This is a genomic window from uncultured Phyllobacterium sp., assembly GCF_902479695.1.
Taxonomy (GTDB): domain Bacteria; phylum Pseudomonadota; class Alphaproteobacteria; order Rhizobiales; family Rhizobiaceae; genus Phyllobacterium; species Phyllobacterium calauticae.
The window spans coordinates 1-23,421 of the sequence record NZ_CABSQF010000035.1 but is presented as its reverse complement, the minus strand read 5'-3'; the positions used below and the strand labels follow the sequence as shown (position 1 = coordinate 23,421).

Here is a 23,421-nt window from a genome sequence, read left to right as displayed (position 1 = left end):
ATCGCTTCGTCAAGGCAAAATTCTGCCGTAATCATAGCCCGTACCGGTCCTCCTAAGGAGAAATTGACCTATGAACCAATTGCGTAAAACCCTTTCATTCATGACTGCTGCTGTGTTTTTGACCGGTGTTTCCTCCGTGGCCATGGCCCAGGATGCCGGTAAAGCCGGTGCTGCAAAACCGGATGCCGCCAAGGCGGATGCCGTCAAGGCCGATCCGAACAAGGTGCTGGCCACGATCAATGGCGACAAGATCACCTCCAAGGACGTCGACCAGATTTCCGCCGATCTCGATCCGCAGTTCGCCCGTCTTCCGGACGAGCAGCGTCGTTTGGCCGCTCTGGCCGCCATCATCGACATCAAGGCCCTGGCCGCCAAGGCGGAAGCCGAGAAGCTGGATGCCACGCCGGAATTCAAGGCACGCATGCAGTTCCTGAAGGATCGTGCCCTGCACAATGATTTCTTCAAGCAGCAGGTTGTCGACAAGATCACCGATGCCGATGTGCGTGCCCGCTATGACAAGGAAATGGCAGCAATGCCGCCGCAGAACGAAGTTCGCGCCCGTCATATCCTGGTCAAGACCAAGGAAGAAGCTGAAGCGATCATCAAGCAACTCGACGGCGGCGCTTCCTTCGAAGACGTTGCCAAGGCAAAGTCGACCGACGGATCGGCAGCACAGGGCGGCGACCTCGGCTATTTCTCCGCCGGACAGATGGTCCCGGAATTTGAAAAGGCGGCAATGGCGCTGGATGTCGGCAAATACACCAAGGAACCGGTCCAGACACAGTTCGGCTTCCATGTCATCAAGCTGGAAGACAAGCGCGTGCAGCAGCCGCCGGCATTCGATCAGGTCAAGGATCAGGTGAAGTCGATCCTCATCCGTGAACGCTATGTCGAGCTGGTCAAGAAGGAACGCGCCGACCTGAAGATCCAGTACACCGACCCGGAAACCGAAAAGGCCATGAAGGCCGCTACGGACGCCCAGGAACAGTAATATCCTGGCCCGGGATTTCGGTCCCGGGCCTTGACCCCTTTGAAAATGCCGCCGCACTGAACCTTGTCAAACACCTTTTCGAGGTAACCGATGTCCACGTCTGTCTCTCCCCTGGCTCCCAAACATGTCCCGGCCATGCCCGAAATTCGCGGCGCCCGGATCGCAACCGCTGAAGCGGGAATCAAATATAAGGGCCGAACGGACGTTCTCCTGATCGTATTCGACAAGCCGGTGGCGGTGGCCGGTGTGTTTACCCGGTCCAAATGCCCGTCAGCGGCGGTGGATTTCTGCCGTGACAGCCTGAGCGGCGGCAAAGCCCGCGCGGTTGTCGTCAATTCCGGCAATGCCAACGCCTTCACCGGCAAGAAGGGCCGTGAGTCGACCAAGGCGACGGCGGCCGCTGCCGCCAAGGCAATCGGCTGCAAGCCCGGCGAAGTGTTTCTCGCCTCCACCGGTGTCATCGGCGAACCGCTGGATGCCGGCAAGTTCAGCCACCTGCTCGAGGATATGGCCAAGAGCGCCACGTCCGAACGCTGGCAGGACGCGGCCAGCGCCATCATGACAACCGATACATTCCCTAAAGTTGCAACCGAAACCGTCCTGCTTGGCGGTGTGCCGGTGACCATCAACGGTATCGCCAAGGGTGCGGGCATGATCGCCCCCGACATGGCGACGATGCTGTCCTTCGTGGCGACTGATGCGCCGATCGCCTCCGATATCCTGCAGAAACTTCTGTCCAAGTCGGTCGGCAAGAGCTTCAACTCCGTGACGGTCGACAGCGACACCTCGACATCCGATACATTACTGCTGTTCGCAACGGGCACCGCTGCCGAACGCGGGGCGGAACCGGTGACGAAGGAAAAGGACAAGCGCCTGAAAGCCTTTGCCAAGGCACTCGACCGCGTGTTGAAAAACCTGGCCCTGCAGGTCGTGCGCGACGGCGAGGGCGCGCGCAAGATGCTTGAGATCACCGTGACGGGCGCGACGTCCTCGCGTTCGGCCAAGCGTATCGCCCTGTCGATAGCCAATTCACCGCTGGTCAAGACGGCGGCGGCCGGCGAGGACGCCAATTGGGGCCGCATCGTCATGGCGGTCGGCAAGGCCGGCGAGCCGGCGGACCGTGACCGTCTTGCCATCTGGTTCGGCGATATCCGCGTTGCCCGCCATGGCGAGCGCGATCCGGACTATTCGGAAGCCGCGACATCCGACTACATGAAAAACGAGGATATTGCCGTCAAGGTCGATATCGGGCTCGGCAAGGGCAAGGCCACGGTCTGGACCTGCGACCTCACCAAGGAATATGTGACGATCAACGGCGATTACCGCAGCTGATGGACTTGGATCGGAGCACGATGCCGCTGGCCCAGATCCGGCAGATCGAGGCTGTCGGGTTCAGGGCCTGGCCAGCCGCGTCGGTTCACTACGACGGCAGCTGGGCGATCCGCATGACGGCATGCCACCCGTCCAAACGCCTGAACTCGGTCAATCCGCTCGATCCGGGCGACACCGACAATATGGAACAGCGTGTTGCCCGCGCTGTTCAACGTTTGCGCGCCTATGGCCGTCCGCCGGTGTTTCGCCTTTCGCCGCTCGCGCCTGCGGCGCTGGATGCCTATCTCGATGCGTCGGGCTGGTCGCTCTTTGATGAGTCCCTCGTCATGGTGGCGGATCTCGGAAACATCGATCTGTCCGATGCCATCGACCAGATTCCCCTGCGCGATACCGGCCGGTACGTCGATGCCGCGGTCGCAGTGCAGCAGGAAAATCCGTCGGCCAAGCCCGGCCTGATCGAGGTAATCAATGCCATTCGTCCGGCCAAGGGTCTGTTTGTCGTCGAAGAGGATGGCGAGCCGGTTTCGACGGCGATCTGCGTGCAGGACGGTCTGCTGGCAGGGCTGTTCAACATCGGCACGCTGGCGGCGAGCCGCCGCAGGGGGCATGGGCAGATGATCGTCAAATCGGCCATCAAATGGGCCGCGCAGCATGGCGCCAAGCGGGGCTGGCTGCAGGTGGAAGCCGACAACGCCGGTGCCATTGCACTTTATGAGAAGATCGGCTTTGCCGAGGCATACCGTTACGCTTACCGGCAGGCGCCAGACGCATGAGCGATGCACCCAAACACCCCATCCTGCTTGTAACGGCCTGTGCGCTCGTCGATACCGACGGGCGGGTGTTGCTGACCCAGCGGCCGGAAGGCAAGTCGCTGGCCGGCCTGTGGGAGTTTCCCGGCGGCAAGGTGGAGCCCGGCGAAACGCCGGAGGAAAGCCTGATCCGCGAACTGCAGGAGGAACTGGGGATCATCGTCAAGCCGGCATGCCTGGCGCCGCTGACCTTTGCCAGTTTCACCTATGAGACATTTCATCTGCTGATGCCGCTGTTCATCTGCCGCCGCTATGAGGGTATTCCGCGCTCCATGGAAGGCCAGGCGTTGAAATGGGTGCGGCCGAAAGACATGCGCGACTACCCGATGCCGCCAGCCGATATCCCGCTGATCCCGTTCCTGATCGACCTTCTCTGACAGCAAATCGTGGTTAAGATTTCATCACCGTCAAATTAACCCAAATCGTTAATCGATCCTTCACGCGAATGGGCGACTTTTAATCAAGGACGGATCAATTTTTCCAGGTGGTGCATGGGGTATAAATTCGACAATCTCGACGAGGCTGCAGCGCAGACCAGGACATTCCTGGGTGCGGGAACTGGCATCTTGCGCATAACCCTTTTGTTTGGTTCTGCTGCAATCGCACTCGCACTGGTTGTTGCACCGCTTGCCGACCGCAAGTCGAAATCCGTGGTGGACTACGCGTCGAGCCGATCCATCGACACGATGTCGACCGGCTCGATCAAGAAGGCGGCGCCGTCCGAATACACGATCCGCCGCAGCATTTTGCAGAAATCTCCCGATTCCGTCTGTATCCTCAACAGCAACGGCAGCAAAAGCGGCGACTGCTGAGTCTGCCGGCTATTTCTTTTCCAGGGCTTCGACGTCTTTGAGGAAATCGGCGAGCGACGCCTTGGCGGAGCCGGGTTTCAATGGCTTCTGCTGCGATTCATGCGCCGCCCAGCCGGACATCCAGATAAATGAGAAGGTTGCCCTGATCCGGCCATCCGGATCGCTGAAGCGTTCCGCATAGATTTCAGCCGCCCGCAGGAAGAAGCGGCGGGTCAGCGGCTTGCGCGACCGCCCGAAGAGAATGTTCTGCATGCCCATGGCGCGCAGATCGCGCATCAGCGCGAACAGGGAATCATAGCGCACGGTGTAGGTTTCGATATCGGTCACCGGCAGGGTGAAGCCCGCGCGCTGCAACAGGCCGCCGACATCGCGCACGTCGGCAAAGGGCGCAACGCGCGGCGACGCCCCGCCGCTGATTTCGCTTTCGGCGGCCAGCAGAACCTCACGCAGCTCCGACAGGGTGGCCTCGCCGGCCATGGCGCCGAGGAACAGGCCGTCCGGCTTGAGCGCGCGCCTGATCTGCAGCAGCGTGCCGGGTGTATCGTTGGTCAGGTGCAGTGACAGCAGCGAAACGATCAGTCCGGCACCCGCCGGTTTCAGGGGCAGCATTTCCTCATCGGCAACGACGGAGGGAAACGCCGCATCGAGAAAACGGGCGTCCTGTTCGATGCGGATGATGCTGCCGGCTTTGCCGGAACGTTCGATCGCCTTGGCTGCCAGTCCGGTGTGGCTGGCAAGATCGACGGCGACGTCGAAACTGCGTTCGACGGCGGACAGGCGATCTTCCAGATCATCGGCAGCACGGGCAAGCAGGAAATCGCCCGCCATCCCGTGCTGGTGAAGCGCGCGCAGGCGCCTTTGCCGAAGCAAATTCCGATCGAAGATACTGTGCTGATCCATTCCGAATTTCTCTGATCAATGTATAGTTCTTCCCGCTAAATGCGTCGCCCCGGATGGAATTGCAATGGAAACCGCCCGCGCTTTTGCGCGCATCGTGACAAATCGCCTGTTCATGCTGCTGTTTCCGCCGGTTTGTGCGGAATGTCAGAGCCTTGTCTGCGAGCCGGGCAGCCTTTGCGCGGCCTGCTGGTCAAAAGTCCGCTTTATCGAAAAGCCCTATTGTCCGGTGCTCGGCATTCCCTTCAGCCATGATCTCGGCGCGGAAATTCTCTCGGCCGAGGCAATCGCCGATCCGCCGCCGTTCCGCCGTGCGCGGTCGGTTGCCGTCCATGAGGGGGCGATCAGCACCATGGTGCGCCGGCTGAAATACAGCGACCGGACCGACCTTGGCCCCTGGATGGCCCGGTGGATGGCGCGGGCCGGCAGCGAACTGCTGGCCGAATGCGATGTCATCGTCCCGGTGCCCCTGCATGCGCGGCGGTTCTGGCTGCGCCGGTTCAACCAGTCCGCCGAACTTGCCCGCCATCTCAGCGGGATCAGCGGCAAGCCGTTCGAGCCCGGCGCCCTGAAACGGGTCAAGCCGACCCGGCAGCAGGTCGGACTTGGCGCCGCGGAACGCGCGCTGAACGTCAGGGGCGCGTTCAAGGTGCCGGACAACCAGGATATCAGGGTGCGCGGACGCAGGGTTCTCCTGATCGATGATGTCTATACGACCGGCGCAACGGTGAAGGCTGCAACCCGCGCTTTGCTGCGCGGCGGCGCTTCCAGCGTCGATGTCTTGACCTTTGCACGGGTTCTGTCGAAAGAATTATCTGTCTAACAGTTGTTTTGCGGAAAAAACGGGTCTTTGCGCTTTGATTGCGGACGCCTATATAGGCTTTACAGTGGAGTATGATGATGGTTGATGTCACAATCTATACGCGCGATGGCTGCGGCTATTGCACGGCTGCCAAGGGCCTTCTGGACAAGAAGGGCGTGGCTTTTGTCGAACACAATGCTACGGCGCGACCCGATGCGCGGCAAGCCATGCTGGCGCGCGCCAATGGGCGCACGACCTTTCCGCAGATTTTCATTGGCGCCGTGCATGTCGGCGGTTGCGATGACCTTTATGCGCTTGAACAGCAGGGGCGTCTTGACCCGCTGCTGAAGACCGGCGCACTGGCGTAAGGAACGGACAATGAGCTCATTTCGTGCAGCGGCCATCCAGATGCGCTCCGGCGTCGATCCCCAGCGCAATGCGAACGATCTTGCCGGTTATGTGGCCGACGCGGTCGGCCAAGGCGCCGTCTACGTGCAGACGCCCGAAATGACGGGCGCGCTGCAGCGCGACCGCAAGGCGCTCGCCGATGTGCTGCGCGCGGAAGAGGACGACGTCATCGTGCGCACCGCGTCGGAACTGGCGGCAGAACACGGCATTCACCTGCATATCGGCTCGACGGCCATTGCCCGCGAAGACGGCAAGATCGCCAACCGCGCCTTTCTGTTCGGACCGGATGGCAAGATCATCACCCGCTATGACAAGATCCACATGTTCGACGTCGATCTCGACAATGGCGAGAGCTGGCGCGAGTCGGCCGTTTACGCACCGGGCGCGGATTCCGTCGTCGCCACGCTGCCCTTTGCGCGGCTGGGCTTTGCCATCTGCTATGATGTGCGCTTCCCGCAGCTGTTCCGCGCACAGGCCCTGGCCGGTGCCTCCGTTCTGACGGCTCCGGCGGCATTCACGCGCCAGACGGGCGAGGCGCACTGGCATGTCCTGCAGCGCGCCCGCGCCATCGAGAACGGTGCCTTTGTCATTTCAGCGGCGCAGGGCGGCGTGCATGAGGATGGCCGCGAAACCTTCGGTCATTCGATCATCGTTGCGCCGTGGGGCGAGGTTCTGGCGGAAGCCAGCCACGCGGACCCGGCCGTGATTGTCGCCGATATCGATCCCTCCCTGAGTGCGGCGGCCCGGTCGAAGGTCCCCAATCTTAAAAATGCCCGCCCGTTTGGTCTGGTCATTCAGTCGGATGACGGTCAGAGCGAGAGGCAATCGGCCGCGTCATGATCCGCTTTTCCCTTCACTGCGCGCAGGACCACGAATTCGAAGGGTGGTTCCGCAGCAATGATGATTTCGACGACCAGTCGAAGAAGCGGCTGGTCAAATGTCCGGTCTGCGGTTCGCACAAAGTCGAAAAGGCATTGATGGCTCCTTCCGTGACCACGGCACGGCAGAAGGAGAAGATGACTGTTGCCATGAGCAAAATGGTCAGCGAGCTGAAGGAAGTTGCGCGGAAGGTGCGTGAGAATGCCGATTATGTCGGCGCTGATTTTGCCGAGGAAGCGCGAAAGATCCATTTCGGCGAAGCGGAGCAGCGCGGGATCTACGGCGAAGCCTCGGGCCAGGAGGTGCAGTCGCTGCTGGAAGATGGCGTCGACATCATGCCATTGCCGACCTTCCCTGAAGACCACAATTGACCTTGCCACTTTAACGCGAACGTCTAAGCTGCCGCAGTCTTCACAGTCCTGCCGGATGCATCCATGCCATTTCTGAATTCCGCTCCCGCGCTGCTCGTCCTGACCGGCGCCTTCCTCGGATTGACGCTGCCGTTCGGCAAGCTGGCCTTTGGCGCCGGAATAACCCCGGCAGTCTGGGCCTTCGTGATCTCGACCGGTGCTGGCGTCGTGCTCCTGCTGGCGTTTCTGGCCATGGGGAAGCGGCCGCTGCTCAACGGGCGCATGGCCCGGTATTATCTCGTGACGGCGCTGATTTCCTATGCCATCCCCAATCTGATGACGCTGTCGGCCATTCCGCATCTCGGGTCAGGCTTTACCGGCATCATGTATACGCTCTCGCCCGTCTTCACCCTGTTGCTGTCGATGCTTTTCAAGATCAAGCGGCCGAATATGCTGGGATTGCTCGGCATTCTCACGGGATTTGCCGGGGCGGTGCTCGTCGGCTTCACCAGGGGGCAGGTGGGACAGCCGGCCGAACCGTTCTGGGTTGTCGTCGGCCTGCTCATTCCGGTCCTGCTGGCGCTCGGCAATGTCTACCGTACCGTCGACTGGCCGCAAGGTGCCGATCCGACCGAGCTTGCGGCGGGCAGCCACCTGACGACAGCCCTGTTGCTCATTCCGGTTATTTTCTACGCCAGCGGCAGTTTTGCCGTCGGGCCGCTTGGCAATGTGCCGTGGCTGGTGGTGGCGCAGGTTCTCGCTTCCACCTGCATGTTTGCGCTGTATTTCCGTCTGCAGGCCGTCGGCGGCCCGGTTTACCTCAGCCAGATCGGCTATGTCGGCGCTGCGGTGGCGCTGATCGCCGGAACGCTGTTCCTCGGCGAAAGCTACCAGCTGGCGACATGGGCCGGGGCGGTCATCATCACCATCGGCGTGCTGATGACGACCAAGGCGCAGCGGATGATGACGAAGGCTACGGCCTGACTGCCAGCACCATGTAGTTGACGTCGGTATCGGTCGAACGGTTCCAGCTGTCGGCGAGCGGATTGTAGGTGACGCCGACCTTCTCCGTGATTTCGAGCCCGGCCTGTGTCAGCGGCCCCTCAAGCTCTTCCGGACGCACCAGCTTTTCGTACTGATGGGTGCCGCGCGGCAACCAGCGCAAGACATATTCGGCGCCGAAAATGGCAAGGCCGAGCGCTTTCAACGTGCGGTTGATGGTGGCGACGAAGGTCACGCCGCCCGGCTTGACCATCTGTGCACAGGCGGTGAGGTAAAGCTCCACATCGGCGACATGCTCGACCACTTCCATGTTCAGGACGATATCGAACTGCTCCCCGGCCTCTGCCAGCGCTTCGGCTGTCGTGGCACGGTAATCGATATCGAGGCCGCTCTGGGCAGCATGGATTTTGGCAACCTCGATATTGGTCTCGCTGGCATCGGCGCCGACAACGGCAGCGCCAAGCCGGGCCATCGGCTCACACAGCAGGCCGCCACCGCAGCCGATATCAAGCAGGCGCAGGCCGGCAAACGGCCGTGGGCTGTTCGGATCGATACCGTAATGGGCGCAGACCTTTTCCTTGATGTAGGCGAGGCGCGTCGGGTTGAACTTGTGCAGCGGGCGGAACTTGCCTTGCGGATTCCACCATTCGGCCGCCATGCGCGAAAAACGGTCTACTTCGGCGGCATCGATCGTGCTGCGTTGGGCTTCGGTCATGGCAACGTCCTTTTTGCTGCCTCTGGAGTGGCCCCTTCCGGCAAAAAATGTCAAGACGCAAATTCCGCTTCCCGGGCATGCGTGTTATCCATTAGTATCTATTGTTATCAAATGATGCGCCAATTATGGTCGCAACAGCGTTGAGGAATGGATGCCATGACAAGCATTGCACTCGGGGACCATTATGAGCGTTTCATCAAGAAACAGCTCGAAACCGGTCGCTATAACAATGCCAGTGAGGTTGTGCGGGCAGGTCTGCGTATGCTGGAAGATTTTGAAGAGGCGCGGGAAAACTGGCTGCGCAAAGAAATTCCCAATCGTCTGGAGGAACTGCAGAAGGATCCGGCCATGGGTATTCCTGCCGAGAAAGTGTTCGCTGCTCTCGAGGCACGGGGCCGTGGCATGAAAGCCAGATAGCCCATGGATTACAAGATCGTATTTCATCCACGGGCCGAGCAGGAACTGGTTGAACTTTACGACTATATCCGTGCCAATGCCAATCCGGAGCGTGCGCAAGCGTTTCTGGCCGGCATTCGGGACTGTTGTCTTGGGCTCGCGACCTTTCCCAAACGCGGTAGCATTCGGGACGATATCATGGCGGGCGTGCGCATCATCGGGTACAGGCGCAGCGTCAGTATCGCGTTTGCGGTGACATCGGACAGTGTGGTGATTTTGGGCGTTTTCTATGGTGGCCGCGACATCACCGCCGATCTCTTGCAGAATCGCGATTGAATTTCACGTTTCTTTTGTCCGAGAACCAAGATTGACCTTCAACGACAGGCTGCCTCCAAAAACCTGACGGGCTTGATCTCGCGTTCTTGCAGTTGCGTCATAATTTCGTTATGGGAAACCGCGCTCCGCTTTCGACAGGGCGGATCGTTTTCGATCCCATTTTCAAGCCTTTCCAGAACGGTATTTCCCATGGCACGCATTGTGATGAAATTCGGCGGCACTTCGGTGGCCGATATCGACCGCATCCGTAATGTGGCCCGGCATGTCAAACGTGAAGTTGATGCAGGGCACGAAGTCGCGGTCGTCGTTTCCGCAATGGCAGGGAAAACCAACGAGCTCGTCGCCTGGACCCGCCAGACCTCGCCGATGCACGATGCCCGCGAATACGACGCTATCGTGGCTTCCGGCGAGCAGGTGACGGCGGGATTGCTTGCGGTTGCGCTGCAGCACATGGGCGTGCACGCACGATCCTGGCAGGGCTGGCAGATTCCGATCAAGACGGACAATGCCCATGGCGCAGCGCGCATCATCGATATCGATGGTTCGTTCCTGATCGAACGTTTCAAGGAAGGCCAGGTTGCCGTTATCGCCGGTTTTCAGGGCATTGGCCCGGACAACCGCATTTCGACGCTCGGCCGTGGCGGCTCGGATACGAGCGCCGTGGCGATTGCCGCCTCGGTCAAGGCGGACCGTTGCGACATCTACACCGATGTCGATGGCGTCTACACCACCGATCCGCGTGTCGAACCGAAGGCCCGCCGGCTGTCACGCATTTCGTTTGAAGAAATGCTCGAGATGGCGTCCCTTGGGGCGAAAGTTCTGCAGGTGCGGTCCGTCGAGCTTGCGATGGTGCACAAAGTGCGCACATTTGTGCGATCCAGTTTCGAAGACCCCGATGCGCCGGGCATGGGTGATCTGATCAATCCGCCCGGTACACTTATTTGCGACGAGGAAGAAATCGTGGAACAGCAGGTTGTAACAGGAATTGCCTACGCCAAGGACGAAGCACAGATTTCCTTGCGCCGTGTTGCAGACCGTCCGGGTATTTCCGCCGGCATTTTCGGCCCGCTGGCCGAAGCGCACATCAATGTCGACATGATCGTGCAGAACATCTCCGAGGACGGATCGAAAACCGACATGACCTTTACGGTTCCCTCGGGCGATCTCGACAAGGCGCTGGCTGTTCTGGAAAAGGTCAAGGCAGAGATCGGTTGTGACATCATCCAGTCGGAAGCCGGCATGGTCAAGGTCTCGGTGATCGGCATCGGTATGCGAAGCCACGCGGGCGTTGCGGCAACGGCATTCCGCGCATTGGCGGACAAGGGCATCAACATTCGCGCCATCACCACCTCGGAAATCAAGATTTCCATTCTGATCGACGGTCCCTATGCGGAACTTGCGGTTCGGACTTTGCATTCTGTCTACGGTCTGGATAAGCATTAATTTACCGTCTAAGACAGAGATTCTGTTTGTCGGTGAACGTCTCGACTGACATGATGAATCAAAGAGTTGATTGGCAAGACCATTCCGGTCTTGCCAATAATAATATGGAGCAGATGGGTGCCCACGCGCGAGCAGATATCAGGTCCTCGTGTCATGCTGAAGCGTCTCCGCGAATTGATGGCGGAGGCTCTTGAGCCGCAGGAGAGGCTTGACCGGATCGTTCGCGAAATCGCGCAGAACATGGTCGCGGAAGTGTGCTCGTTCTACGTCCTGCGCTCGGACGGTGTTCTCGAACTCTATGCAACCGAAGGTTTGAATCCGTCCGCGGTTCACTTGGCGCAGTTGCGGCTTGGCCAGGGTCTTGTCGGTACGATCGCCTCGAGCGCCCGGCCACTCAACCTGACGGATGCCCAGACGCATCCGGCCTTCGCCTACCTGCCGGAAACGGGTGAAGAAATCTACAACTCCTTCCTCGGTGTGCCGATCCTGCGGGCCGGGCGGACGCTCGGCGTTCTCGTCGTGCAGAACCGGACCAAGCGCGTCTACCGCGAGGACGAAGTCGAAGCACTCGAAACCACGGCGATGGTCCTTGCGGAAATGGTCGCCGCGGGCAGCCTGACCCGACTGGCGCGGCCAGGTGTCGAGCTGGATCTCGGCAAGCCCATGAGCTTTTCCGGCAGCGCCTTCAATGACGGTGTCGGTCTTGGCCATGTCGTGCTGCACGAGCCGCGCATCGTCGTCACCAATCTGTTCAACGAAAACATCGATACGGAAATCGACCGGCTTGAAACGTCGCTGGGTTCGCTGCGCATTTCCATTGATGACATGCTGTCGCGCCGCGATGTGGCGTTCGAGGGCGAACACCGCGAAGTGCTGGAAGCCTATCGCATGTTCGCGCATGACACCGGCTGGGTGCGGCGTCTCGAAGAGGCAATCCGCAATGGCCTGACGGCAGAAGCAGCCGTGGAGAAGGTCCAGAGCGACACGCGTGCGCGGATGATGCATCTGACCGACCCCTACATGCGCGAACGGCTCAGCGATTTCGATGATCTTGCCAACCGGTTGTTGCGCCAGCTGATGGGCCGCGACGTGAAGACCATGGCCGGTTCGCTGGCCAAGGATGCCATCATCATTGCCCGGTCGATGGGCGCTGCCGAACTCCTGGATTATCCGCGCGAACGCCTGCGCGGCCTGGTTCTGGAAGACGGTGCGGCGACGAGCCATGTGGTGATCGTGGCCCGCGCCATGGGTATTCCCGTGGCAGGCCAGGTCAAGGGCGTCGTCTCCATGGCTGAAAACAACGATGCGGTCATCGTCGATGGCGATGACGGCAGGGTGCATTTGCGCCCGCAGGCGGATGTCGAGGCGGCCTATTCGGAAAAGGTCAAGTTCCGCGCCAAGCGGCAGGCGCTTTATCGCGAACTGCGTGACAAGCCATCTGTAACCAAGGACGGTGTGCCCATCACATTGCTGATGAATGCGGGACTTCTCGTCGATCTGCCGCAACTGGCGGAAGCCGGCGCTGCAGGTATCGGCTTGTTCCGCACGGAACTGCAATTCATGGTGGCGTCGACCTTCCCGCGGGCCGAGCAGCAGGAGCGGCTTTACCGTTCGGTGCTGGATGCGGCCGGTGACCGGCCGGTGACATTCCGCACGCTGGATATCGGCGGCGACAAGGTGCTTCCCTATTTCCGCAGCAATGTGAACGAGGAAAACCCGGCGATGGGCTGGCGGGCGATCCGCCTGACGCTCGACCGTCCGGGCCTGCTGCGCACACAGGTGCGCGCGCTGCTGAAGGCGGCCGGCGGGCGTGAATTGCGCCTGATGATTCCGATGGTCACGGAAGTGGCGGAAGTGCGCAAGGCGAGCGAACTGATCAACCGCGAAGTGCAGCACCTCTCGCGCTTTGCCCATAACCTGCCGACGCGGGTGAAGATCGGTGCAATGGTCGAGGTGCCGTCGCTGCTCTGGCAGCTCGATGAACTGATGTCGGTGGTGGATTTCGTTTCGGTCGGCTCCAACGACCTGTTCCAGTTCGTCATGGCGGTTGATCGCGGCAACTCGATGATCACCGACCGGTTTGACAATCTGTCGGTGCCGTTCCTGCGGGTGCTGCGCCAGATCGCGCAGGCTGGCGTCCGCAACAATACGGACGTGACGCTATGCGGGGAAATGGCAGGCAAGCCGCTTTCGGCCATGGCCCTGATCGCGCTGGGTTTCCGCTCCATTTCCATGTCGCCGGCGTCCATCGGTCCGATCAAGGCGATGCTGGGTACACTCGATGTCGGTGAATTGCATGCGCAGCTGACCGATGCCATCGACAATCACGGCGACACCGGTTCGCTGCGGCATGTCCTGAACAAATTCGCAGAGCGAACAGGCGTTGCGCTGTGAAATCTGCAGAGGTAATGAACTAAAATGATGTCCATTCCGCAGGATCGTATGGATCAGCTGCTGAAGCGGTTTTCCATGATTGAAACGCAGATGGCGAGCAATCCGGATTCCGACACCTATGTGAAGCTTGCATCGGAATATTCCGAGCTGGAGCCGGTGGTTGCCAGGATTCGCGATCTGCTGGCATCGCGCAGCGAAGCCGACGATCTGAAATCCATGCTCAACGATGCGGCGACCGACAAGGAGATGCGCGATCTCGCCGAGGCGGAACTGCCTGATATCAACGAACGTATCGAAGCGCTGGAACAGGACATTCAGGTTCTGCTCCTGCCGAAGGACGTCGCCGACGAGCGCAATGCCATTCTGGAAATCCGCGCGGGAACGGGCGGCTCGGAAGCCGCGCTGTTCGGCGGCGACCTTTTCCGCATGTATGAACGCTATGCGTCGGCCAATGGCTGGCGGGTCGAGCTGATTTCGGCCAGCGACGGTGAAGCCGGCGGCTACAAGGAAGTGATCGCCATGGTTTCGGGCAGGGGGGTTTTTGCCAAGCTGAAATTCGAGTCGGGCGTGCACCGGGTGCAGCGCGTGCCGGATACGGAAGCAAGCGGCCGCATCCACACCTCCGCCGCCACCGTTGCCGTTCTGCCGGAAGCTGAGGAAATCGATATCGATATTCGCGCCGAAGATATCCGCATCGACACGATGCGTGCGTCGGGTTCGGGCGGCCAGCACGTCAACACGACGGACTCGGCAGTGCGCATCACGCATATCCCCTCGGGCATTGTCGTGGTGCAGGCGGAAAAATCCCAGCACCAGAACCGTGCCCGCGCCATGCAGGTGCTGCGGTCCAGGCTGTTTGACATGCAGCGGCAGAAGGCCGACAGCGAGCGTTCGGAAGCGCGGCGCAGCCAGGTTGGCTCCGGCGACCGTTCGGAGCGCATCCGCACCTATAATTTTCCGCAGGGGCGCGTCACCGACCATCGCATCAACCTGACGCTGTACAAGCTCGACCGCATCATGGAAGGCGATCTGGACGAACTGATCGGGGCGCTGATTTCCGACCATCAGACAGCTCTTCTCGCCCAGATGAATGACGGGTACTGACGGCATGGTTGAAGGTGGTTCGCGCCTTGCTGATGTCCACATTCAGGCCCGTTCTGTCCTAATCAAAGCTGGCATTGAAAATGCGGAGCTTGATGCGCGCCTTCTGGTTGAATGGATCACCGGCTTTGACCGGCTTGAAACGATCCGCAATCCGCACAATGAGGTGGCGGTGGACGTCCTGGCCCGGCTCGACGCGGTGCTTAACCGGCGAATCAACGGCGAATCAGTGCACCGGATCATTGGCCGGCGCGCCTTTTTCGGGCTGGAATTTTCACTGTCCGCCGATACGCTGGAGCCCCGGCCCGACACGGAAGCGCTGGTCGAACTTGCCCTGCCATTCCTGCAGCAACGTGTGGCGGAGAATGGCGTTGCCGATCTCATCGACCTTGGAACGGGCACAGGCGCCATCGCCATTGCCTTGCTGGGTCAGGTCCCGCATCTGCGGGCCATCGGCGTGGATATTGCGCCGGGCGCTCTTGTAACGGCGCGCGACAATGCCCATCTCAATGGTGTGTCCAATCGGTTCGCCGTGCTGCATTCCAACTGGTTTGCTGAGGTAACTGGCGGATTTGACATGATAATTTCCAATCCGCCCTATATCCGGTCGAAAGACATAGTGGATTTGCAGCCCGAAGTGGCAATGCACGATCCGGTTCTGGCGCTGGATGGCGGCGCGGATGGCCTTAAGCCCTATCGCATCATTGCGGAAGAGGCGGACAGGCATCTGCGCGTGAACGGCGCAATTGCAGTGGAAATCGGCTATGATCAGCGGATGGATGTCGAGGCGATTTTTGCAAGATCAGGCTTCGCCTTGAAGGGTCTGCAGACGGATATCGCCGGGCACGAAAGAGCAATGTTGTTCATGAAGCTGTAAAATTATTGAAAAAAGGCTTGGAATTTGTCGCGAAGGCGGCTAGTTTCCAGTCACCGCTCTAAACCGAACAAGTCTGGTTTTGCCTATCAAGAGATTGATACGGAATTTTCCGGGTGTTTGATTTCTCCTCGGAATTGTTCTTGGAGGGATGGTTTTAGCGGAAGCACAAAAGTTTTATGAACTTTGGATGCGATTGAAGCGCGGGGCGCGCTTCAGGTCGGCACTTGAGAAGCGAAGCTTTTTGACTCAAATGGTGAGCAAATGAGCGCCCCTGATTTTCTGAAAAGAGATAAGTATGAGGCCAGTACAGCAGAATAGGCGCATGCGCGGACGCGGTAACAACAACCGCAAAGGTCCCAACCCACTTTCCCGTAACTACGAGAGCAATGGTCCCGACGTCAAAATCCGGGGAAATGCTCAGCACGTCGCCGAAAAGTACACCACTCTGGCGCGTGACGCACAGAGCAGTGGTGATCGCGTGATGGCAGAAAACTATCTCCAGCACGCCGAACATTACAATCGAATCATTCTTGCTGCTCAGGCTCAGGCACCCGTTCAGTATCAGCGCGATGACCGCGATGACCAGGACGATGATGGCGTCTACGATGATGACGGCAACGAACAGCAGCAGGACCGTCCGGTCCAGCACCAGCAGATCAATGGCAGCGGACCGCAGCCGGTGATCGAGGGAACGCCTGCGGAAGTTGCCTATGGCGAAGAGCCGGTCAGCCAGCGGCAGCCGCATCAGCAGCGCCGGCAGTATAACCAGGCTCCGGTTGCCGAAGAGAACGCCTCCAGCGATGAAGGCGAAACGGAAGCGGAATCCGGCGAATCCCAGGACGTGGCCGAAGCAAAGCCGGCACGCCGGGCACCGCGTGGCCGCAGGCCAGCGCGTCCGCGTGAGCCGCGCGTAACCGAAGAAAATGCAGCACCTGCTGCTACGGATACCGCCAATGATCTTTCCCCGGCCAGCATCGTGGCCGAAGTGAAGAAACGCCGGGCAGCTGTCGAATCCGACGTCTGACCCACGTAAAACACCTGATTTTGCAAACGGCGCGGAATAATTTCCGCGCCGTTTTCTTTTTTCAAATTCCTGCTTTGGGAGTATCTTGCGGGCGCAGGAATGCAATCCCATATGAGCCTTGATCGTATGGATCTGCCTCTTGCAGGGGATCCGTCACCAGAAGACTCCAGGATGCCGCTTCAGGGTTCTGGGGAAAAGGAGACAAAGAATGAATCTTGAAAAATACACTGAGCGCGTTCGCGGCTTCATCCAGTCTGCACAGACCTTCGCACTTTCTTCCAGCAATCAGCAGTTTGCACCGGAGCATTTGCTCAAGGTTCTCGTCGATGACGAGGAAGGCCTTGCCGCATCGCTGATCGAGCGGGCGGGCGGGCGTATAGCCGATGTGCGCCTGGGGTTGCAGGCCGCGCTCAATGCGCTGCCGAAAGTCACCGGCGGCAACGAACAGCTGTATCTTGCACAGCCGCTGGCCAAGGTTTTCGCCACGGCGGAAGAGCTTGCCAAGAAGGCCGGCGACAGTTTTGTCACGGTTGAACGGCTGCTGACGGCGCTTGCCATCGAGAAGTCGGCAAAGACATCGGAAATCCTGAGCCGCGCGGGCGTGACCGCCACGGGCCTCAATGCGGTTATCAACGATATCCGCAAGGGCCGGACCGCCGATTCGGCTTCCGCTGAAAACACCTATGACGCGTTGAAGAAATATGCGCGCGACCTGACCGCCGATGCGCGGTCGGGCAAGCTCGACCCGGTTATCGGCCGCGACGACGAAATCCGCCGGACGATCCAGGTCCTGTCGCGCCGTACCAAGAACAATCCGGTTCTCATCGGTGAACCCGGCGTCGGCAAGACGGCGATCGCCGAAGGGCTGGCGCTGCGCATCGTCAATGGCGACGTGCCGGAGTCCCTGAAGGACAAGCAGCTGATGGCGCTCGACATGGGTGCGCTGATCGCCGGTGCGAAATATCGCGGCGAGTTTGAAGAGCGCCTGAAGGGTGTGCTTTCCGAAGTGCAGTCGGCCAATGGCAACATCATCCTGTTCATCGATGAAATGCACACGCTGGTCGGCGCCGGCAAGGGCGAGGGGTCAATGGACGCTTCGAACCTGTTGAAGCCTGCCCTGGCACGCGGCGAACTGCATTGCGTTGGCGCAACGACACTCGACGAGTATCGCAAGCACGTGGAAAAAGACGCGGCGCTGGCCCGGCGGTTCCAGCCGGTGTTTGTCGACGAGCCGTCGGTCGAGGATACGATTTCGATCCTGCGCGGATTGAAGGAGAAGTACGAACAGCACCACAAGGTTCGCATTTCCGATTCGGCCCTGGTTGCCGCCGCAACGCTGTCGAACCGCTACATCACCGACCGCTTCCTGCCGGACAAGGCGATCGACCTGATTGATGAAGGCGCGGCGCGCCTGCGGATGCAGGTGGATTCCAAGCCGGAAGAACTCGACGAAATCGACCGCCGCATCATGCAGCTGAAGATCGAACGCGAGGCCCTGAAGGTCGAGAAGGACGATGCGTCGAAAGACCGTCTGGAGCGGCTGGAAAAGGAACTGGTCGAACTTGAAGAACAGTCCACGGCCCTGACCAATACGTGGCAGGCGGAAAAGCAGAAGCTTGGTCATGCAGCAGACCTCAAGGGTCAGCTGGATGAAGCGCGCAATGCCCTGGCAGCCGCGCAACGCAACGGTGAATTCCAGAAAGCGGGCGAGCTTGCCTATGGCACGATCCCGCAGTTGGAAAAGCAGCTGGCGCAGGCCGAGCAGCAGGATGGATCGACATCGATGGTCGAGGAAATCGTCACGCCCGATCATATCGCGCAGGTTGTGTCCCGCTGGACCGGCATCCCGGTTGACCGGATGCTGGAAGGCGAGCGTGAAAAGCTGTTGCGCATGGAAGACGAACTGGCCAAGCGGGTTATCGGACAGGGTGAAGCGGTTCAGGCCGTTTCCAAAGCCGTGCGCCGTGCCCGTGCGGGTCTGCAGGATCCGAACCGGCCGATTGGCTCGTTCATTTTCCTCGGACCGACCGGTGTCGGCAAGACGGAGCTCACCAAGGCTCTGGCCGCGTTCCTGTTCAGCGACGAAACCGCCATGGTTCGCATCGACATGTCCGAATATATGGAGAAGCATTCGGTCGCGCGTCTGATCGGTGCGCCTCCCGGTTATGTCGGCTATGAGGAAGGCGGAGCGCTGACGGAAGCGGTCCGGCGCAGGCCTTATCAGGTTGTCCTGTTCGACGAGATCGAAAAGGCGCATCCGGATGTGTTCAACGTGCTGTTGCAGGTGCTCGATGACGGACGTCTGACTGATGGCCAGGGCCGGACGGTGGATTTCCGCAATACGCTGATCATCATGACGTCCAACCTCGGTGCGGAATATCTGACCGCGCTGCGCGAAGACCAGGATGTGGAAAGCGCCCGCGAGGACGTGATGAACGTGGTCAAGGCCTCGTTCAGGCCGGAATTCCTCAACCGCGTGGATGAGATCATCCTGTTCCACCGCCTGAAGCGGAACGAAATGGGGGCGATCGTGGCGATTCAGATGGAGCGTCTGCAGTCCTTGCTGGCGGATCGCAAGATCATCATCAAGATCGACGAGGATGCAACCCACTGGCTGGCGGACAAGGGCTATGATCCTGCCTATGGTGCACGGCCATTGAAGCGCGTGATCCAGAAGCAGGTGCAGGATCCGCTGGCGGAAAAGATCCTGCTCGGTGAGATTCTCGATGGTTCGACCGTCAAGATCACCGCGGGCTCTGACCGGCTCAATTTCAGGTCGGTCAAATCCGCGCCCGATCGGGACAAGAGCGAAGCCGCCTGAGCACTGCTCCGGCAAAGAAGCGAAGAATCGGAATGGCCGCCGCATGGCGGCCATTTTCATGTCTGCTTCATGCTGTAGATGCGACGATAAAAGCGCCGCATTAACCATAAAGACAGGAAAGTCGGTCATTTATGCTTAAGAGTGCGTTAGCGGAAACCGGAAGTTGAAAATATGGCGTTTCGTCATTTGATTGTGTTTGCATTGTTTTTTGCCGCCATTCTGGCGGTATCGGCGCCCATATCCCCCGTGCAGGCGGCAAGCCTCACGGCAAGCGCCCAGGCGAATCAGGCGCCCTTTGCCGTTGCGCAATTGTTCGAATCGGACCGGCGGCCGCGCCGCGGCGAATACCGCGTTTATTTCGATGAATATAACCGCCGGGTGACGGTGGATCGCCGTGGCCGGGTTGTTTCGGTCGAAGAGCCGCGCAATGATGCCAATGACGGTCGCGGCATCGACTATTTTCCCGATGCACCGCAGGATCCCTACGATACCGGATCAATTCCCGAAGATCCCTATGCGAATCGCCCGAACGACCCGTATCGGGCGCAACCATCGCAACCGTCCGAGCGCGACTATCGCACGGTCGAGCGTGCGCCGCTGCCGCCGGCCAACAATCAGCCGGATATGGCGCCGGCGTCTCCCGGTCTGATCGATCCGGAAATGCCGGGCGAAAATCTGGCATCGCCACCATCGCAGGAAGCAATCCCGGCGCATCCCAATCCGGCGCCCGCCGTGCAATTGCCCAAGGGGCAGGGCGCCAAGAGCAAGATCGCTGCCATCCAGGTGCTCCTCGACCGGGTTGGCGTTTCGCCCGGCGTCATCGACGGTCGCAAGGGCGGCAATGTCGACAAGGCCGTGGCGGCTTTCGAGGAAATGACCGGCCAGAAATTCGACCCGCTCAACGAAGCGGGAATCAATGCCTCGCTCGAACAGACGGGCGGTCCTGCCTTCGTTGCCTATACGATCACATCGGAAGATGCGGCCTATCCCTTCGTCGCCTCGATCCCCGAGGATTACAGCCACAAGGCCCAGCTCGAGCGGATGGCGTTCACCTCCGTTCCCGAGATGCTGGGCGAGCGCTTTCACATGGACGAGGCTTACCTGAAGGAAATCAATCCGGGTGCGGATTTCAATCGCCCCGGCACGGTGATCCAGGTTGCCAATCCCGGCCAGAATGTCGGCGGTTCGGTGACCAAGATCATCGCCGACAAGGGCCGCAAGCAGGTGCGCGGCTATAATGCCGAGGGGCGGCTCATCGTGGCCTATCCCGCGACCATCGGCTCGACCGATACGCCGTCGCCGTCGGGGATCGTGCAGGTGGAGCGCATCGCGATCAACCCCAACTACACCTACAATCCCAAGCTGAACTTCAAGCAGGGCGAAAACAACAAGGTGCTGACCATCCCGCCCGGTCCCAACGGGCCGGTGGGCACGGTCTGGATCGCGCTGTCGAAGCCGACCTATGGCATCCACGGCACGCCGGAACCGTCAAAGATCGGCAAGACCAACAGCCATGGCTGCGTCCGCCTGACCAATTGGGATGCGACGGAATTGTCGAAACTGGTGCAGAAAGGTGTGACCGTGGAGTTCCAGGAGTAAAACCTGGAGCGGTCAGCCGCTGGCCGCAACCTTGGGTGCGTTGCCGTTATCGTCCTTCAGCAGTTGATCGATGCGCTCGCGCTCGCGCTTGAAGGCGGTGAGATCATCGCCGCCAAGCGCCCGCCCGCCGGGCAGGCGGATGCGCATCGGGTCCACTTTCGACCCGTTGACGATGACTTCATAGTGCAGATGCGGCCCGGTCGACAGCCCGGTCGAGCCGAGATAGCCGATCACCTGGCCCTGCCGGACCTTGGCACCCGGTGTCACACCGGCCGCAATGGCGTTCTGGTGCGAATAGCTGCTTTCATAACCGTTGGAATGCCGCAGGACCGTCTGGTTGCCATAGCCGTTGGTCCAGCCGGCGCGCTCGACCACGCCGTTGCCGGCCGCAATGATCGGCGTGCCGCGCGGCGCGGACCAGTCGACGCCCGTATGCATGCGGGAATAACCGAGAATGGGGTGGCGGCGCATGCCGAACGGCGAGCGGAACACACCATTGGGCACGGGATTGCGCAGCAGGAACTGTTTTGAGCTGCGGCCGTTCTCGTCATAATAATCGGTCGAGCCGTCGGCGGAATGGAATCGGTAGAATTTGCGCAGATTGCCGCCGAAATTGGCGGCGACATAGAGTATTTCCGATTCGTCGCCCGCCCTCTCCGAATCGGCCGGCAGCGAAAAAAACGCTTCCAGCTGGTCGGTCGGGGCAAGCTGCGCCTGGAAATCCACATCCGACGCCAGCATGCGGATCAGCTGCTGGATCATCGTGTCGGTCATGCCATAGGCGATGCCCGCACGATAAATGCCGTCATAGACCGTGGGAAGATCGCCGGGCTGGCGCGAGGCGGGCGGGTTGTCGTCAAAGGCAAGCTGCAGTCCCGGTGTCATCTCCGGTTCGTCGGCCGGCACATACTGGTCCTTGTCGTTGAGGGCGATGGTCAGAATGTGCGTGGTGCCGTTGTAGACGCTCGACCGCATGATCCGGTCGACACCGTCGTGCGACTCAATCCCCAGGCGCAGGACACTGCCGCCCTTGAGGCGCGGCGAATTGAGAAGTTTCGCGATCGCTTCGGACATGCCGGTGGCATCTTCGTCCTCGTAGCCCGCTTCATTGAAGGCGCCGAGGATGTCCTTGTCGTTGCGGAACGGTATCAGCTCTTCCGAGTAGCCATGGCTTTCGGCATCTTCGCCCATCCGGGGCGAGACGCTGACATTTTCCTGGATGATCTTGACCGCAAGCGGATTGCGCAGATTGAAAGGGTCCTCGTCGGCGCCGAAGCGCAGGGGATCCACGTAGTGCAGCGAGGCTACCTGAACCGCGCCGTCGGTCAGCAGCGCGCCGGTGTTGCGGACAACGTCTTCCACTTCGTCGGCGCTCAAATCGTCGGACGGATCGAATTGTGCGGTGGCGAGGGGAAAGTCCACGGTGCGCAGGCTGACTTCACTTTCCACCTTGGCGCCGTAGATCATGCCGGTCTTGGGGGTGGGGTCGGTTCCTTCGTTGGCCTCGGCAAACACGTCCAGCGGATTGAAGCCGGGATATTTGCGGTTGCTGTTGTGGACAGAGGCAAGCGCTATGCGGACATATTCGAATGGTGTGGAGCGGATGACGTCGCGTTCGCCTTCCTTGAAGACCGTGGAGACATCAAGACGGCGGCGGTCACGGTTGCGGCGGACCGGCGTCGTCGCGGCGACGCGCGTGCCCTTGGCCACGCTGCTGTTGTCCCTGGCGGCGGGGACGAGGGTGCGGGCCATCAGTTCCGGCGGCGTCGCCAGCTGTTCGCGGCCATCGAGCGCGGCAAACAGGGCCACGCCCATCAATACACTGGAGGTAATGCCGGTCAGAAAGGTCCCGGCCAGCCATCGTGCCGATATTTCACGGCGATCGGGCGGGCCGCGACGCCCGTCTGTAATCAACGGCGGTTCGTTGCCCGGATCGATGGATGAGTGCCCCTCGTACTCTTTCATGCTTCTCAGTGTCGATCCTGTCGCCGTTATTGATGCAGGCTTATTTGATTTTTCGGCGCGTGCCGACCAGCCATTTACTGGTACGAAGTCAACAAGGCCGCAGTTTTGCCCTCGCAGCTTCCATCTGTCAACGCGCCGATCGTGAAGAGTGCCTATATAGAGAGATACCCGTCATGATCCCCGGAAATGAACCCGCGCATGCGAGCCAGCGCTAGGGTTTGAATCCGGCATGTTTGTGGCCGCAGCCATCACAATACGCTTCGGCGGCTTATTTGCCGGTGTTTCGTCCAGCAAATACGGGGCTGTGGATAAATCGTGTCACATTTTTGATAAAAAACGCAAAAGGCGTGTTGACAGTTTTGGTGGGTGGGGTCTATATACCGACACAACGAGGGCGGGGCGCCGCTGGCGGTTGCTGAATGCGCCCTAAAGGAAGCTCTCAAGTGGTTTTCGGATTGTTGCGCAAGT

The 23,421-nt window shown here is 60.2% G+C and carries 22 protein-coding genes; 19 read left to right on the top strand and 3 right to left on the bottom strand.

Going from position 1 to position 23,421, the window contains the following annotated elements; all coding sequences use genetic code 11:
• Window positions 1–70 precede the first annotated feature (70 nt).
• From RDL77_RS18580 to RDL77_RS18560, 5 genes are all read left to right on the top strand, one after another.
• On the top strand, window positions 71–991 hold the full coding sequence (locus RDL77_RS18580) for a peptidylprolyl isomerase (protein ID WP_374042751.1): 921 nt from the start codon (window positions 71–73) through the stop codon (window positions 989–991).
• Window positions 992–1,081: 90 nt separating this feature from the next.
• Window positions 1,082–2,323, top strand: coding sequence for a bifunctional glutamate N-acetyltransferase/amino-acid acetyltransferase ArgJ (argJ, locus tag RDL77_RS18575; RefSeq protein WP_223613521.1), 1,242 nt, complete (start codon window positions 1,082–1,084; stop codon window positions 2,321–2,323).
• 20 nt (window positions 2,324–2,343) lie between these two features.
• Complete coding sequence (locus tag RDL77_RS18570) at window positions 2,344–3,096, top strand: GNAT family N-acetyltransferase (RefSeq protein ID WP_288194176.1); 753 nt, start codon at window positions 2,344–2,346, stop codon at window positions 3,094–3,096.
• A complete protein-coding gene (locus RDL77_RS18565; RefSeq protein ID WP_288194175.1) occupies window positions 3,093–3,509 on the top strand; it encodes a (deoxy)nucleoside triphosphate pyrophosphohydrolase in 417 nt (138 codons plus the stop codon). The genes RDL77_RS18570 and RDL77_RS18565 overlap by 4 nt, the downstream gene beginning before the upstream one ends.
• Window positions 3,510–3,623: 114 nt before the next feature.
• Window positions 3,624–3,944, top strand: a complete 321-nt coding sequence (locus RDL77_RS18560) for a hypothetical protein (protein WP_223613518.1) — start codon at window positions 3,624–3,626, stop codon at window positions 3,942–3,944.
• A 9-nt stretch (window positions 3,945–3,953) separates the two neighbouring features.
• Here the strand turns inward: RDL77_RS18560 and RDL77_RS18555 are convergent, their stop codons facing one another.
• Window positions 3,954–4,844, bottom strand: coding sequence for a methyltransferase domain-containing protein (locus RDL77_RS18555; protein ID WP_288194174.1), 891 nt, complete (start codon window positions 4,842–4,844; stop codon window positions 3,954–3,956).
• 64 nt (window positions 4,845–4,908) lie between these two features.
• Between RDL77_RS18555 and RDL77_RS18550 the strand changes: the two genes are divergently transcribed.
• The 5 genes from RDL77_RS18550 to RDL77_RS18530 all read left to right on the top strand — a co-directional run bounded on the left by RDL77_RS18550 (window position 4,909) and on the right by RDL77_RS18530 (window position 8,264).
• Window positions 4,909–5,664, top strand: a complete 756-nt coding sequence (locus RDL77_RS18550; protein WP_288194173.1) for a ComF family protein — start codon at window positions 4,909–4,911, stop codon at window positions 5,662–5,664.
• Window positions 5,665–5,741: 77 nt separating this feature from the next.
• The gene (grxC, locus tag RDL77_RS18545; RefSeq protein WP_223613515.1) at window positions 5,742–6,011 is read left to right on the top strand and encodes a glutaredoxin 3; all 270 of its coding nucleotides are present in this window, start codon (window positions 5,742–5,744) and stop codon (window positions 6,009–6,011) included.
• A 10-nt stretch (window positions 6,012–6,021) separates the two neighbouring features.
• A complete protein-coding gene (locus tag RDL77_RS18540; protein ID WP_223613514.1) occupies window positions 6,022–6,891 on the top strand; it encodes a carbon-nitrogen hydrolase family protein in 870 nt (289 codons plus the stop codon).
• Complete coding sequence (locus RDL77_RS18535) at window positions 6,888–7,301, top strand: DUF1178 family protein (protein WP_288194172.1); 414 nt, start codon at window positions 6,888–6,890, stop codon at window positions 7,299–7,301. The genes RDL77_RS18540 and RDL77_RS18535 overlap by 4 nt, the downstream gene beginning before the upstream one ends.
• 63 nt (window positions 7,302–7,364) lie before the next feature.
• On the top strand, window positions 7,365–8,264 hold the full coding sequence (locus tag RDL77_RS18530; RefSeq protein WP_288194171.1) for a DMT family transporter: 900 nt from the start codon (window positions 7,365–7,367) through the stop codon (window positions 8,262–8,264).
• Here the strand turns inward: RDL77_RS18530 and ubiG are convergent.
• Complete coding sequence (gene ubiG / locus RDL77_RS18525) at window positions 8,254–8,997, bottom strand: bifunctional 2-polyprenyl-6-hydroxyphenol methylase/3-demethylubiquinol 3-O-methyltransferase UbiG (RefSeq protein ID WP_288194170.1); 744 nt, start codon at window positions 8,995–8,997, stop codon at window positions 8,254–8,256. The two genes, RDL77_RS18530 and ubiG, sit on opposite strands and share 11 nt — an antisense overlap.
• 156 nt (window positions 8,998–9,153) lie before the next feature.
• On the opposite strand from ubiG, the gene RDL77_RS18520 reads away from it, so the two are divergent.
• From RDL77_RS18520 to RDL77_RS18480, 9 genes are all read left to right on the top strand, one after another.
• Window positions 9,154–9,414, top strand: a complete 261-nt coding sequence (locus tag RDL77_RS18520; RefSeq protein ID WP_223613510.1) for a type II toxin-antitoxin system ParD family antitoxin — start codon at window positions 9,154–9,156, stop codon at window positions 9,412–9,414.
• Window positions 9,415–9,417: 3 nt separating this feature from the next.
• Entirely contained in the window at window positions 9,418–9,729 is a 312-nt protein-coding gene (locus RDL77_RS18515) for a type II toxin-antitoxin system RelE/ParE family toxin (RefSeq protein ID WP_288194169.1), read from the top strand.
• 189 nt (window positions 9,730–9,918) lie between these two features.
• Complete coding sequence (locus RDL77_RS18510; RefSeq protein ID WP_182552176.1) at window positions 9,919–11,172, top strand: aspartate kinase; 1,254 nt, start codon at window positions 9,919–9,921, stop codon at window positions 11,170–11,172.
• Window positions 11,173–11,325: 153 nt separating this feature from the next.
• Window positions 11,326–13,566 carry a phosphoenolpyruvate--protein phosphotransferase gene (gene ptsP / locus RDL77_RS18505; protein WP_223613508.1) on the top strand — a complete coding sequence of 747 codons (2,241 nt, stop codon included), beginning with the start codon at window positions 11,326–11,328 and terminating at the stop codon, window positions 13,564–13,566.
• 24 nt (window positions 13,567–13,590) lie between these two features.
• The gene (prfA, locus tag RDL77_RS18500; RefSeq protein ID WP_223613507.1) at window positions 13,591–14,670 is read left to right on the top strand and encodes a peptide chain release factor 1; all 1,080 of its coding nucleotides are present in this window, start codon (window positions 13,591–13,593) and stop codon (window positions 14,668–14,670) included.
• Between the two features lie 4 nt (window positions 14,671–14,674).
• Window positions 14,675–15,544, top strand: coding sequence for a peptide chain release factor N(5)-glutamine methyltransferase (prmC, locus tag RDL77_RS18495; RefSeq protein WP_374042752.1), 870 nt, complete (start codon window positions 14,675–14,677; stop codon window positions 15,542–15,544).
• 295 nt (window positions 15,545–15,839) lie between these two features.
• Window positions 15,840–16,568: a DUF4167 domain-containing protein gene (locus RDL77_RS18490; RefSeq protein ID WP_308526415.1), complete on the top strand. Its 729-nt coding sequence runs from the start codon at window positions 15,840–15,842 to the stop codon at window positions 16,566–16,568.
• A gap of 208 nt (window positions 16,569–16,776) precedes the next feature.
• Window positions 16,777–19,389 carry an ATP-dependent chaperone ClpB gene (clpB, locus tag RDL77_RS18485; RefSeq protein ID WP_288194165.1) on the top strand — a complete coding sequence of 871 codons (2,613 nt, stop codon included), beginning with the start codon at window positions 16,777–16,779 and terminating at the stop codon, window positions 19,387–19,389.
• A gap of 171 nt (window positions 19,390–19,560) precedes the next feature.
• Window positions 19,561–20,988: a L,D-transpeptidase family protein gene (locus RDL77_RS18480; RefSeq protein ID WP_288194164.1), complete on the top strand. Its 1,428-nt coding sequence runs from the start codon at window positions 19,561–19,563 to the stop codon at window positions 20,986–20,988.
• Between the two features lie 12 nt (window positions 20,989–21,000).
• Here the strand turns inward: RDL77_RS18480 and RDL77_RS18475 are convergent, their stop codons facing one another.
• The gene (locus RDL77_RS18475; RefSeq protein WP_288194163.1) at window positions 21,001–22,953 is read right to left on the bottom strand and encodes a M23 family metallopeptidase; all 1,953 of its coding nucleotides are present in this window, start codon (window positions 22,951–22,953) and stop codon (window positions 21,001–21,003) included.
• Window positions 22,954–23,421 lie beyond the last annotated feature (468 nt).